Source organism: Actinoplanes sp. NPDC051411 (genome assembly GCF_040682075.1).
Taxonomy (GTDB): domain Bacteria; phylum Actinomycetota; class Actinomycetes; order Mycobacteriales; family Micromonosporaceae; genus Actinoplanes.
The window spans coordinates 1-11,972 of the sequence record NZ_JBFBAD010000008.1 but is presented as its reverse complement, the minus strand read 5'-3'; the positions used below and the strand labels follow the sequence as shown (position 1 = coordinate 11,972).

16 protein-coding genes and 1 pseudogene are annotated in these 11,972 nt (G+C 68.7%); 5 read left to right on the top strand and 12 right to left on the bottom strand.

The window, feature by feature from the left end:
• Positions 1 to 3: 3 nt before the first annotated feature.
• Positions 4 to 636: a TetR family transcriptional regulator gene (locus AB0M88_RS06290; protein WP_364096216.1), complete on the top strand. Its 633-nt coding sequence runs from the start codon at positions 4 to 6 to the stop codon at positions 634 to 636.
• Positions 637 to 759: 123 nt separating this feature from the next.
• Entirely contained in the window at positions 760 to 2,184 is a 1,425-nt protein-coding gene (locus tag AB0M88_RS06285; RefSeq protein WP_364096213.1) for an FAD-dependent monooxygenase, read from the top strand.
• Here AB0M88_RS06285 and AB0M88_RS06280 read toward each other — a convergent pair.
• A complete protein-coding gene (locus AB0M88_RS06280; protein ID WP_364096211.1) occupies positions 2,164 to 3,006 on the bottom strand; it encodes a sigma-70 family RNA polymerase sigma factor in 843 nt (280 codons plus the stop codon). The two genes, AB0M88_RS06285 and AB0M88_RS06280, sit on opposite strands and share 21 nt — an antisense overlap.
• 134 nt (positions 3,007 to 3,140) lie before the next feature.
• Here AB0M88_RS06280 and AB0M88_RS06275 point away from each other — a divergent pair, with 134 nt between their 5' ends.
• Positions 3,141 to 3,599 (top strand): carboxymuconolactone decarboxylase family protein, encoded by a 459-nt coding sequence (locus AB0M88_RS06275; RefSeq protein ID WP_364096208.1) that lies wholly within the window; start codon positions 3,141 to 3,143, stop codon positions 3,597 to 3,599.
• On the opposite strand, the gene AB0M88_RS06270 is transcribed toward AB0M88_RS06275, so the two are convergent.
• The 5 genes and pseudogenes from AB0M88_RS06270 to AB0M88_RS06250 form a co-directional block, all read right to left on the bottom strand.
• The gene (locus AB0M88_RS06270) at positions 3,568 to 4,473 is read right to left on the bottom strand and encodes a trypsin-like peptidase domain-containing protein (RefSeq protein WP_364096205.1); all 906 of its coding nucleotides are present in this window, start codon (positions 4,471 to 4,473) and stop codon (positions 3,568 to 3,570) included. The genes AB0M88_RS06275 and AB0M88_RS06270 overlap by 32 nt on opposite strands.
• A gap of 99 nt (positions 4,474 to 4,572) precedes the next feature.
• Positions 4,573 to 5,223: a hypothetical protein gene (locus AB0M88_RS06265; RefSeq protein WP_364096202.1), complete on the bottom strand. Its 651-nt coding sequence runs from the start codon at positions 5,221 to 5,223 to the stop codon at positions 4,573 to 4,575.
• A gap of 62 nt (positions 5,224 to 5,285) precedes the next feature.
• Positions 5,286 to 5,891: a methyltransferase domain-containing protein gene (locus AB0M88_RS06260; RefSeq protein WP_364096199.1), complete on the bottom strand. Its 606-nt coding sequence runs from the start codon at positions 5,889 to 5,891 to the stop codon at positions 5,286 to 5,288.
• A gap of 169 nt (positions 5,892 to 6,060) precedes the next feature.
• Complete coding sequence (locus tag AB0M88_RS06255) at positions 6,061 to 6,498, bottom strand: hypothetical protein (protein WP_364096196.1); 438 nt, start codon at positions 6,496 to 6,498, stop codon at positions 6,061 to 6,063.
• Between the two features lie 105 nt (positions 6,499 to 6,603).
• Positions 6,604 to 6,792: pseudogene (locus AB0M88_RS06250) on the bottom strand (helix-turn-helix domain-containing protein); the annotation flags it as partial.
• A gap of 669 nt (positions 6,793 to 7,461) precedes the next feature.
• Between AB0M88_RS06250 and AB0M88_RS06245 the strand changes: the two are divergent.
• Positions 7,462 to 7,893 carry a VOC family protein gene (locus AB0M88_RS06245; RefSeq protein ID WP_364096193.1) on the top strand — a complete coding sequence of 144 codons (432 nt, stop codon included), beginning with the start codon at positions 7,462 to 7,464 and terminating at the stop codon, positions 7,891 to 7,893.
• On the opposite strand, the gene AB0M88_RS06240 is transcribed toward AB0M88_RS06245, so the two are convergent.
• From AB0M88_RS06240 to AB0M88_RS06230, 3 genes are all read right to left on the bottom strand, one after another.
• The gene (locus AB0M88_RS06240) at positions 7,880 to 8,401 is read right to left on the bottom strand and encodes a GNAT family N-acetyltransferase (protein ID WP_364096190.1); all 522 of its coding nucleotides are present in this window, start codon (positions 8,399 to 8,401) and stop codon (positions 7,880 to 7,882) included. The two genes, AB0M88_RS06245 and AB0M88_RS06240, sit on opposite strands and share 14 nt — an antisense overlap.
• Before the next feature lie 14 nt (positions 8,402 to 8,415).
• Positions 8,416 to 8,976, bottom strand: a complete 561-nt coding sequence (locus AB0M88_RS06235) for a dihydrofolate reductase family protein (protein WP_364096188.1) — start codon at positions 8,974 to 8,976, stop codon at positions 8,416 to 8,418.
• A 116-nt stretch (positions 8,977 to 9,092) separates the two neighbouring features.
• On the bottom strand, positions 9,093 to 10,049 hold the full coding sequence (locus AB0M88_RS06230; protein ID WP_364096185.1) for a helix-turn-helix domain-containing protein: 957 nt from the start codon (positions 10,047 to 10,049) through the stop codon (positions 9,093 to 9,095).
• 156 nt (positions 10,050 to 10,205) lie between these two features.
• Here AB0M88_RS06230 and AB0M88_RS06225 point away from each other — a divergent pair, with 156 nt between their 5' ends.
• Positions 10,206 to 10,460, top strand: a complete 255-nt coding sequence (locus AB0M88_RS06225) for a hypothetical protein (RefSeq protein ID WP_364096182.1) — start codon at positions 10,206 to 10,208, stop codon at positions 10,458 to 10,460.
• A 71-nt stretch (positions 10,461 to 10,531) separates the two neighbouring features.
• On the opposite strand, the gene AB0M88_RS06220 is transcribed toward AB0M88_RS06225, so the two are convergent.
• From AB0M88_RS06220 to AB0M88_RS06210, 3 genes are all read right to left on the bottom strand, one after another.
• Entirely contained in the window at positions 10,532 to 11,242 is a 711-nt protein-coding gene (locus tag AB0M88_RS06220; protein ID WP_364096179.1) for a TIGR03089 family protein, read from the bottom strand.
• An 18-nt stretch (positions 11,243 to 11,260) separates the two neighbouring features.
• On the bottom strand, positions 11,261 to 11,545 hold the full coding sequence (locus AB0M88_RS06215; protein WP_364096176.1) for a peptidoglycan-binding protein: 285 nt from the start codon (positions 11,543 to 11,545) through the stop codon (positions 11,261 to 11,263).
• 138 nt (positions 11,546 to 11,683) lie between these two features.
• Positions 11,684 to 11,972: DUF732 domain-containing protein (locus tag AB0M88_RS06210; RefSeq protein ID WP_364096173.1), on the bottom strand; the 289-nt coding region annotated here is incomplete at its 5' end.

Below are 11,972 nucleotides of genomic sequence, written 5' to 3'. Positions count from 1 at the left end.
GGCATGGGACTCCGGGAACGCAAGAAAGCGGAGACCCGCGCCGCGCTGGCGTGGGCCGCGGTCCGGCTGATCGTGGAGCGCGGCTACGACAAGGTGCTCGTCGAAGACATCGCCAACGAGGCCGGTGTCTCGCCGCGCACGTTCAACAACTACTTCTCCAGCAAGGCGGCCGCCGTCGCGTCCCGGCACCTCGACCGCAGCCTGCGGATGGCCGACGGACTGCGGGCCCGGCCGGCCGACGAAGACCTCTGGACGGCGATCACCGAGGCCGTGGTGGCCGAAACGGTCCCCGGGCCCGAGGTGACGTCGCAGCCGCGGCCCGACCGGGAGACGTGGGGCGCCGGCCTGCAACGGATGATGGCCACCCCGGCCCTCCAGGCCGAGACCCTGCGGGCGGCGGCGATCGCGGAACAGGAACTCGCGAAGGCGGTCGGCGAGCGGGTCGGCATCGACCCGGCCGACAACATCTATCCGGGCCTGGTCGCGGCGACGGTGACCGCGGCCTTCAACGTGGCCGGCCAGCGGTACGCCGCGGCGCGCCACACCGGCCCGGGCGACCTCGAGACGTCGATGCGTGACGTGCTGGTCGACGCCCTGACTCAGGTGGCCGCGGGACTCCCGGTTCCGAAGCCATAACTGACCGGACCACCGCGCATTCTTCGGAATGGGCGACGATCCACCACACCCTCCAAAGCCGTTCGACGACCCCGATTGCTATTGGGGCGCGGCCACCGCGCGTACAAAAGAAAGGGTCTTGAAATGTTTGACGTTGTTATTTCCGGGGCGGGACCGAATGGACTCATGCTCGCCTGCGAATTGGCGCTCGGCGGTGTCCGGCCGCTCGTCGTCGAAAAGCTCACCGCGCCCTCGGACGAGCCGCGGGCCAACGGCATGGTCGGTCAGGTGATCAGAATGCTGCACCGCCGTGGCCTGCTCGAACGCCTGACCGGCGACGCCAGGCCACCCGATCCGGCGGCCGAGTTCATGTTCGCCGCGTTCCCTCTGACACTGCGCGACCTGCCCGACAATCCGGTTTACACCATCCTGGCCCCGCAGCGCCGCATCGAGGAGATGCTGGGCGGGCGGGCCGCCGAACTGGGCGTCGAGATCCGGCGCGGGCGCGAGGTCACCGGGGTAACGCGGAAAGACGACCGGGTGCTGGTCGAAATCAACGGCGGCGAGATCCTCGAGACACAGTTCCTGGTCGGGGCGGACGGCGGAAAGAGCATCACCCGCAAGCTCGCCGGCATCGATTTTCCGGGCCTGACCAACGACGCGACCGTGTCCCGGGTGTTCGACGTGGACATTCCGCGGAAAATGGTCGACCGGCACGGCCTGAACGTTCCCGGATACGGTCATGTCCCGGCCTTCCTGCACCATCGCACCGAGCGTGGGCTGGTCTCCTTCGCACCGTTCCCGGACGGCCGGCGGATGATCGCGGTGAGCACGCGCGACATTCCGGAACCGGACGCGCCCTACACGTTCGAGGAGTTCCGGCAGGCACTCGACTACGTGCTCGGCACGGAGGTGCCGGTGACCGAGCCGGACGCCCCGAAAATGAAGCGCCGCCTGAGTGGCGGCAACACCCGCCTGGCGTCGGCCTATCGGACCGGCCGCATTCTGCTGGTCGGCGATTCGGCCCACGTGCATTCCGCGATCGGCGGCCCCGGCCTCAACCTCGGCCTGCAGGACGCGGTCAATCTCGGATGGAAGCTCGCGGCGACCGTGAAAGGGACCGCGCCGGCCGGGCTGCTCGACACCTACGAGTCGGAGCGCCGCCCGGTCGCCGAGCGGGTGATCATGCAGACGAAGGCCCAGTCGGTTCTGATCGGGCCGGGCCCCGACGTCACGGCGCTGCGCACGTTGTTCGGCGAGTTGCTGGAGGAGCCGGAGGTCCGCGGCCGGATCGCCCGGCTGATCTCCGGGGCCGAGGTCCGCTACGACGTGGGCGACCGGCATCCGTTGTCGGGCCGTTTCGCGCCCGGCGATGTGCCGATGCACAACGGCCGGCCCCTGCTGATCGACCCGGCCGGCAAGCTCGCCACCATTGCGGCGCGCTGGCTCGACCGGGTCGATGTCATCCGGACGGACAAGTCATCGGCAATGCTCATCCGCCCCGACGGCTATGTGGCGTGGGCGGGCGAAAAGGGCCTCAAGGACGCCCTAAAGCGCTGGTTCGGATAGCACCGAGACATCGAAGTCCGCCACCTCGGGCCCGAGAATCGCCTCCATTTCGGCGATCCTCCCGTCGGCGCCCGGAGTTATCAGCATCAGAATCCACGGCTGACCCTCGGCATCGAGAACGGCGACCCCCAGAGCCCCGTCGATAAGCGCCGGCCGGGCCGCCTGTGCCCGGCCCGCGAAGAACCGGGCCACCTCCGGCGCCCCCTCGACTCCGGCCGCACCCGGCGTTTCCGACCGGAGCCGCACATCCGGATCGAGCAGCGTCAGAAGCGTTTCGACCTCGCCGCCCCGCGCGGCCCGCAGGAAGGCGTCGACCAGCTCCCGCGAGGCGCCGACGCTCGGCTGGGAAGACCCGCGAACCCGCCGCCGCGCCCGGCTCGCCAGCTGACGGGCCGCATCCGGGCTGCGCCCGACGATCGGCGCGATCTCGTCGAACGACACCCCGAACAGGTCGTGCAGCACGAACGCCAGCCGCTCGGTCGGGCTCAACGTCTCCAGCACCACGATCAGGGCGAGCCCCACCGAATCGGCCAGTTCGGCCTGCTGCTCGGGTCCGGGTTCGGACGCCGCGGGAGCTACGACGTCGAGGGACGCCTCGCGCCGGGACGTCCGTGACCGCAGCATGTCGAGGCACACCCGCCCGACGACCGTGGTCAGCCACGCCTCGAGGTTGCCGATGCCGGCGCGGCCGGCGCGGTCGAGCCGCAGCCAGGCCTCCTGCACGGCGTCCTCGGCTTCGGCGGCCGACCCGAGCATCCGGTAGGCCACCGCGCGCAGCCTCGGGCGGCTTAGCTCGAACTCCGAAGCGAGCCCGTCCCTCATCGCAGATCTCCCCATTTGAGCCCATTTGTGAGCGTCGTCACATCCGTCACATCCGGGCGACGCCATCCGTCCACTGATCAGACGGAACGGAGCGATCCGATGTGACCGCTCCCGCCAATCAGGAAGAGGGAATCATGGGACAGGCACGGATCACCGACCCCGGCGCGACCCCTCCGGAGCTGCGCCAGGCGGTCAACCTGATCTACAAGGCGGCCCACTCGGCCGGGGTCGAGCCGGCCACGCTGGAACTCGTCCACATGCGGGCCAGCCAGATCAACGGCTGCGCGCCGTGCGTCGACTCGGGCGCCAAGGCGATGCGGAAGAACGGCGAAACCGACGAACGGCTCTTCACGATCGCGGTGTGGCGGGAGACGCCGTACTTCACCGAGCCGGAGCGCGCCGCGCTCGCCCTGGCGGAGTACGCGACCCGGCTCGCCGACCAGCCCGACCCGGTGCCGGACGAGATCTGGGACGAGGCGGCCAAGCACTACGACCAGAAGCAGCTGTCCGCGATCGTGCTGTGGATCGCGACGACCAACTTCTTCAACCGCCTGAACGCGGCTACGAGGACGCAGGCACCGCAGAACTGGTGATCAGGGTCTTCAGCACGCTGGTCACCGTGTCGGCCGGGATCGCGAAGCCGACGCCGACGCTGCCGCTGGACTCCTGACTGGCGGTGGCGATGGCCACGTTGATGCCGATCACGTGGCCATCGGCGTCGACGAGCGCACCGCCCGAGTTGCCCTCGTTGATCGCGGCGTCGGTCTGGAAGAGCCCGGTCAGCTTCTCGGTGCCGGTGTCGACGCTGCGGTCGAGGGCCGACACGATGCCCGACGTGACCGTGTTCTCCAGGCCGAGGGGCGCGCCGAAGGCCAGCACGGTGTCGCCGACGGCGACGCTGCTGTTGGTCGCGAACGTGACCGGCGTCAGCCCGGACAGCCCGGTCGCCTGCACCAGCGCCAGGTCGTGGGTGGTGTCGGTCGCGACGACCTTGGCCGGCACGGTCTTGCCGCTCGACAGCCGCACACTCACCGTGCCCTGCGAGTCGATGACGTGATTGTTGGTGAGGATGAGGCCGTCCGACCGGACGACCACACCCGAGCCGAGCGACGTCTCGTTGTCGCCGTCGACCGTCACGGTCACGATGCTCGGCTGCACGTTCTTGACGATCGCGGCCAGGTCGGTGGTGCCGGCCGAGGTGCTGACCGGCGTCGTCGCGACGGCCGACGAGGTGCTCCCGGCGGCCGGGTGGTCGATCAGGAAGTGGTCGGCGAACACGCCGCCGGCGGTGCCGCCCCCGGCGACCAGCGCGAGGATCGCGGCGCTCCCGGCCAGGCGGCGCGGCCAGCGCCGGTCGTTCGGTTGCGCCGGCGAGGCGTACGGGGGTGCCGGCGGCGGTGGCGGCGAAACGAAGTCGTGGCCGTCGCCGGATTCGGGATAGGTGGGCCGGGTCATCAGGTCGGTCATCACGACGCCTCGCTCTCGTGGCTGGTGACCCAACATTGGCGCGCCTCGTTGTCCCGAAGCAGTGAGCCGTCTGTGAGTCCCCTGAGCGCGGCGCCGGGGTCAGGGCCGTCGAGCGACCGTCCGGGTGCCCGACTCGGTGATCTCGTGATGCTCCTCGGAGCCGCTCACGATGCGCGACCAGCTGGAGGCCAGCAGCCGGCCACCCGCCTCGAGCCGGAAGTGGAAGCCGCCGTACATGCCCGGCACCGGGAACCACAGCTCGGGCCGCTCCAGCTCCAGCATCACCTCGAGGTCGGGCAGCCGCAGCTCATGCGTGATCTCGAACTCCCGCATCCGCTGCCGGACCAACTCGTGGAACTGCTTCTCCAACGTCTCCAGCACGTCGGCCGGGATGTCGAGGCGCCGGCGCGGCTCGAGCGCGGCCAGCAGATGCTCGTGCCCGCGCCGCCGGGCCACGTCAATCGGGCGTTCCCCGGTCGACGTGCGCAGGGCCCGCCACGCGCCGGCCGCGATCAGCCGGTTGGCGATCTCCGGGACGACGCCGCTGTCGGCCGCGCGGTGCAGCGGCGCGAACCAGGACGGCTCGTCCGGGCGGGACGAGTTGACGAAGTGCGGATGCTGACGGATCAGATCGAAAACGGCCCACCAGTCGTACGCCTGAGCGGCCAGCGCGAGGTCGATGCGAGCACCGGTCGCCCAGCCGGGGACCGTCGCCCGCCGGATAACTCCGTCCCAACTCTGCACCGCCATCGGCACGCAGCCTAAACGGAGATCACAACCGATGCCGAGCGGGTACCCCGGACACGCCGCACTCAGGAGGCGGCGCGGCGCGCCAGCAGGAAGATCTGACTCTCGGGCGGACCGTCGGCCGGCGTGAAGTCGACCGTCTCGACGCTCTCGACCCGGAAACCGCGGGCCTCGACGACGGCGGCCAGATCAGGCTCCAGATAGCCGGACACGGTCACCGGTACGCCCAGGAACTCGAACGGCAGGCTGTCACCGTCGAAATTGACCATGCCGATGCCCAGGTAGCCGCCGGGCCCGACCCAGCCGGCCGCCTTGTCCAGCACCCGCTCGATGTCGGCCTTGCTGAGCATCAGCAACGAGAAGAACGCGGTCACCGCCTCGAACCGGCCGAAGTCGCCGGGCAGGTCCTTGAAGTCGGCGTGCACGAACTCGGCCGCCGGAACCTGCTCGCGGGCCAGCTTGAGCATGCCCTCGGAGATGTCGACGCCCACCACCCGGTGATCCGACCCGGTCAACAGCTTCGCGGTGGGAACACCGGTGCCGCAGCCCAGGTCGAGCACCGACGTGCCGGCCGGGAGCAGGGCACCGATCCGCTCGATCAGGGCGGTCTGGAACGGGTTGCTGCTGTGTTCGCCCTGGTATTTCTCGGCGAGCTGGTCGAAAACCTCCATGAACGGCACGCTACCGACCACGCCCGGCGATCCACACCGAGAGATCGTCCTGAGTAGACGACTGATCATCTAGTTGACCGGGACGACCCGACCGGCTAAGGCCGCATCTCATCAGGGGTTGTTGCTGGTCTTTGCCGTGGCCCACGATCTACGGCTGGAGTACGTACTATTAGTGCGGGTCGAGCGCGCTCCCCCACCAGTAGTTGCCGTAGTGGTCCAGCCGCAGTTCGCAGTTGATCACGTACTGCACCTGCTTGGCCGGCTCGGTCAGGATGCTCTGGTGGATGTAGAAGCCGTCCTTCGGCATCAGCCAGTCCGTCCAGTCGTAGTTCCCCGCGATGATGCGACCGGTGCGGGTTTCGCACTTGCCCGGCTCTGGGTGTGCGGCCGGGTCGACGTAGGTGTACCACCCGTACCCGGATGAGTCGTCGATCAGCGTGATAGTTCGGTGGACGTACCCGTAGGGCATCCCGTTGGCCGGTGTGTTCGTCAGGGTCTGGTAGGTGATGTTGTAGGCGGTCGGGTAGGCCGCGTACGCCGCACCCGACGAGATGGGCAGGAACATGGCAATGGCCGCCGTGATGAGCAGGCCGAGCCTCTTGAGCATGGCACCTCCTGGTCGGTCGTCCACAGAGGATGTCTCAGTCGGTCGACGTTGTCGTTCGGTCTGCGCGCACATCAGTGTCGGATCCGCGCACTGATCACGAAACTTGTGCGGCGACAGCCCGTAGGCATACCTGAAGGCCTGGCTGAAGTGCGCCGCACTGCCAAACCTCCACCTGGCCGCGACGGCGCGGATCGGCCGGTCCGCCAGCAACGGATCGGCGAGATCACGCCGGCAGCGCTCCAGCCGACGCGCCCGCACCCACCCGGCGACCGTCCCGCCGTCCTGCTGGAACAGCTTGTGCAGCTACCGCAGCGAGATGTGGTCGCCGAGGTGGGTAGCGATGAACGTACGGGTCAGCTTCCGGCCCGACAACCTGCCGTATGCCCCAATCGCCGGCCAGGGTCAACACCGCGAAGACGGACCAGCCGGCGACGTTCAGGCGCACGGAGCGCACAGCAGCCTGTCGAGTACTGCGGTGATGGCACAGGTTCCGAGAATCGGTGGGCGGAGCGAGGCACCCTGGGTCGGGTTCGGGTGGACTTGAGTTGCGCGCGCCGTGCGCGTAGTCGACAGACGTGTGCGCGGATATGTAATGACGAACCTCGAGCCGTCAAAGCATCCTGTTGAGCGACCGATCAGGAGGTGCGATGATCAAGAGGCTCGGCCTGTCCATCACGGCGGCCATCACCCTATTGCCACCCATCACTCGCGTTCTGCGGTTCATGGGTCTCCGGGACGCCGCCAGGGTGGCCTCTCTGGGGCGACCGGCCGGGCTGTCGAGCATTTGAGGGGATGTGACCGTCGAGGCGAAGGCGGCCGACGTGGTCTGCGGAGCGCGACCTGCTGCCAGATACGGCACGGCGGGCACGTTCTGTCCGAACTTCGCCGATGGCGAGGACACCTCGGTTGTCACCGTGCGCCGCGCCTGCAAAGCCGTTGCATACCGGCGGAAAGGTTGAGGAAATGGAGCAACGACTCAGTCTGGTCACGCTCGGCGTCGCCGATCTGGCCCGGGCCCGGACGTTTTACGAGCGGCTGGGCTGGCGCGGCCAGGAGGCCGAGGAGACCGTCTTCTTTCAGGCCGGTGGTATCGGACTGGTGCTGTGGGGCCGGGACAAGGTCGCCGCCGACGCCGGCGTGCAGGACAGCAACGTGGACGGCTTCGGCGGCATCACCTTGGCACACAATGTGCGGTCCGCAGACGAAGTCGACGAGCTTCTCGTCTCAGCGGAGAAGGCCGGAGCCCGGATCACCCACGCGGCGCGAGCGATGCCCTTCGGTCGAGCGGGCACGTTCGCCGATCCGGACGGCCACCTCTGGGAGGTCGCCTACAACCCCGGCTTCCCGCTCGACGGCGATGGCGCGATTACGATCCCCGACGTCACCGCGGCATAGGACGGCCGGCGTCCGGGATCGCCGCGTTCGAGAAGTACGGGTGCTTGAAGGGGAAGTCCTTCGTGGTCCAGGTGCGCAACGCGGCGTACAGCTTCTCGTAGTAGCCGCGGGCATAGGCATCCGGCGTGACCCACCAGCTGGCGTCGACGTCGTACGCGAGTAGCTCCTCGGTCAACGGGGTGCGGCGTCCCATCGGGTACAGGTAGCAGCAACCGAGGTACGAACCGGAGGAGTCGTAGACCGCGTAGGTGAACGAGTACCTGTCGCGGAACTCCAGCTCGTGCCAGACAAGGTCGACGTAGTTGAACTCCTCGGTGACCGGCTCCGTGGGCCACGGACCGCCCCTGGTGCGCCGGATGAGCTCAATACTCGCGTTGATCCCCCGCACATCGCTGTGCAGGTCGTCGCGGCCGATCGCGCGGGCGCGGATGTCCAGGAAGGTCAGTTCGGCGGGCGGCGCCCATCCGTCCGGGATGACGAGACTCTTGATGAAACCTCGGTAGTCCACGACGTACACGCTTACTATGCCGTCGGCTGGGGCTGGTAACTGAGGATGACCATGCCGGAGTCGAATGCCCGGTGGTCAGCGAGACGGAACCGGGCGTCGCTGCTGACCTCAGCGAGGAGGGCGTCGCGGGCCTGTCCACCGACCGTGATCGGGTGCAGCCAGATCCGGAGCTCGTCGAGCAGGCCCTCGCGCAGCAACACCGCGGTGACCGGTCCGTATCCGTACTGAACGATGTCCTGGCCGGGCTTGTCCTTGAGCTCTCGCCCCAGAGCCGGGAACTCGGCTCGGCCGACGACCGTGGTGTTGTTCCAGGTCGGGTCGCTGAGGCTGTCGGAGACGACATACTTCGGCATCGAGTTCATCCGCTCCGCGCTGCCGTCGGCGTCAGTCGCGGTCGGCCAGTAGCTGATGAAGCTCTCGTATGTGCGCCGGCCCATGATCAGGGCGTCGCAATGGAAGAGCTGGTCGTGTGCGAAAGCGGTCGCCGCCTCGTCGCGGTAGTCGAAGGTCCAGTTCTGCGGGTTCTGAACGACGCCGTCGATGGACATGTAGGTGGAGTTGATGATTCGTCGCATGGGGATTCTCCTGAGTCGCGTGCTTCGGCAAGGTTCTGGTTGCCCATCCCTCTTGGCCAGAGAACCAGGGTGCGTGCCGCAGCACACGGCTGTCCTTACGCCTGCGTGCACACCTCTTACATCTGCGCGTATTCCCGGTACTGCCGCGGCGAGACCCCGTACGTCGCCCGGAAGGCCGCGCTGAAATAGGCGGCACTGCCGAAGCCCCACCGGGACGCGATCGCGTGAACCGGCAGGGACGCGAGCCGCGGGTCGGTCAGGTCGCGGCGGCAACGCTCCAGGCGCAGTTCGCGGATGGACCCGGCGACGGTGCGCGCTTCCTGCTGGAAAAGCCGGTGAAGGTAACGGAGGGAGATGTGGTGGGCGGCTGCGATCGCCTCCGGGTTCAGCTCCCGCTCGCCCAAGTTGGCACGGATGAACGCGTCGATTCGGGCGAGCAGCGCCCGCTGCCTGGTGTCCGCCGGCAGCAGCCCTTCCCTCTCGAGGGCGTGGGCGAGCGCCGTGGTCAGCACCTCCAGGGTGAGGACGGAGAGCCGGCCCGTCTCCGCGGGGGTGAGGCCCGGCAGGCTGCGGGCCAGGTGCAGCATGAACTGCGAGGTCAACGCTCCGACGCTGCGGTCGCCGGGTATCCGTACACCGGAGAGGCACCGCAGGTCCCTGGCCGCGAGCGGCATCCGCGACCGGTCGAAGTGCAGGAGCAATACCTGGCAGTCGGTTTGGTCCACCCGGTAGGGGCGTGAGGTGTCCACCAGCACCAGGTCACCGACGAGGAGCTTCGAGCTACGGCCGTCCTGGGTGATGATGCTGCTGCCGCGCACTGTGCAGCCCACCTCCCACACCTCTGGGTCGGCCTTGCGAATGAGCCGAGCGGTGCGATGAACCGAGTGCGGTGTCATGGTCGCGAGCGTCACCTGGACGTGACCGAACCCGCTGAAACCCGCACGTACCCGGAACCTGCTCTCCACCCGCGGATCACAGCGCAGGTCGTACGGCACAAGCAGCTTCTTGTTCAGCTCCCGCCAGTAGGCGAATCGCTCTCCCGCTGGGACCTCGTCCGTACTGACAACGTCCATGACCTCATGATGCAGAACGCCCCGACGATGCGGAAGGTTCCGGCCCCGCACCCGCCAAATGCCGACTGACGCCCGAGACCCACCAGGCCGGAGATCCCCGCAGGATCTGCTCGTCGCGACGCAGCGATCGCCGTGGCGGTTTGCCAGCGACCGCTAATGGTCTTCATCCTTATCGCGACCGTGCACATATCGGTCCATCCGAACGAGAGCGTCTGCAACTGCTTGTGCCGCGACGACGACCTCCTCGTCGGCTACCAAGCTGAGTTCCGTGACAGCCGCACCCCACTTGAGCCAGTCAAGGCTGGTAACGTCGATCAGGCCGAGATAAGACCGTCGCAGGTCGAACTCAATGCCGGTGTACTCCCGCAGCCCGCGGCAGCGACCTATACGCCGAGGCTTTGGTATCCCTGAGCCAATGTCGATCTTGACTTCGGCGGCCAAGCAAACCGCCGGACTACTACACCCAACAACGTGGTAAGGCCCTAGCCGAACACGTGGGTCACGCGTTCGGCGGCCATCCTCGAATCAAGCCGCGACCGGTCCAGGTTGGCGCACAGCACGATCGAGGCGCCCACCGACAGCGGCGCCAGCAGCCAGATCAACGGGTGCTCGGACGCGGCCGCGTCGACCAGCACCCGGTCGCCCCGCCGGATCCCCCGGGTCGCAGCCACGTCGGCCGCGATCGCGCCGTACTCCCCGTACGTCTCGCCGCCGACCGTCGCCCGGCCGAGCGGGTCGACCAGGGCCGGCGGCGCGGCGGCCCCGAGCCACGGCCGCACCGAATCCTCGAAATCGTCATAGCCGGACGGCGTCGGCGCCGTCGAACCCAGGCGCACGGAAAACTGGTGGGCGGCGGCGGGCACGTCGTCGAGCCAGTTCCCGATGCGGTGCCGCAGCACGAAACTGACGTCGAGCATGTCACCCGCCGGCGTGAGCCCGGCCGTCGACCAGCCCCGGAACGACACCTCGACCCCGGTCGCCCAGCACCCGAGCAGAATCACCGCGGTCTGCCAGTGCGGCGGCAGCAACACTGCTGCCTGCCGGCCCGCACGCTGACCGCACTGGGTGACCAGCAGCGCCGACGTGGCCGCCGACCAGCGCCCCACCTCGGGCGCCGACAACCCGACCCGTTCACCCGTGGCATCGTCGTAATAGGTGAGCAGGTCATCCACGCCGACCGGAGCAACCGTCATAGCGGCCAACCTTAACGGTCAGGCCGCCAGGTCGAGACGGTGCAGCTCGCGCGCTTCCTTCGCGTACCGGACAAGCAGATGGACCGTCCTCGGCCCGGCCACCCCGTCGGTTTTCAGGCCGGTTGGGGGCGGGGAACCCCCCACCCCCCCCCCCCGCAACGGGGCCGCCCCCCCCCCCCCCGCGCCGAGATCGGCGCCGGCCAGCAGCCCCAGGTCTTCCAGCAGCCCACGAACCGTCGAAGGGTCGGCGGCCGGCGGCGCACCGGTCCAGCCGATCAAACCGCCGACGGCGGTGCCGACCATACTGAGCACTCCTCGTGCGGACATCTTGACCTCCTGCTGGCGACGGGCTCACTCCAGCATCGGGCGGACAAGAATGTCCGGCATCCGACCGAGGGCTCGACTCCCGCCCCCGCTCTGCGACTTTCGGCCGACCCTTGGTCAGGCCCGGCAGAGATCGTCTTTGGCCAGCCCAACCAGGGCGCGGGCATCCGCCGGCGTCACCCCCCGCTCAGCCACCTCACCAGCCGCGGCGGTCGCGCTCCGGCCGCCTTTGAGCGCACTGCAGGCCTGCTCGCCGAGATCCTCGACCTCCTCGTCCCTTCGGTCGAGGGCAACGTCCGGAAGCTTCCGCTGCACGGCAGCCACAAACCGGTCCAGCCCGGCCCCTCCGGCGGCGGGCGCCTTGCGCGCCGGCTTCTTCGTCGCCGTCGTCGCCGGCGCCGCCGTC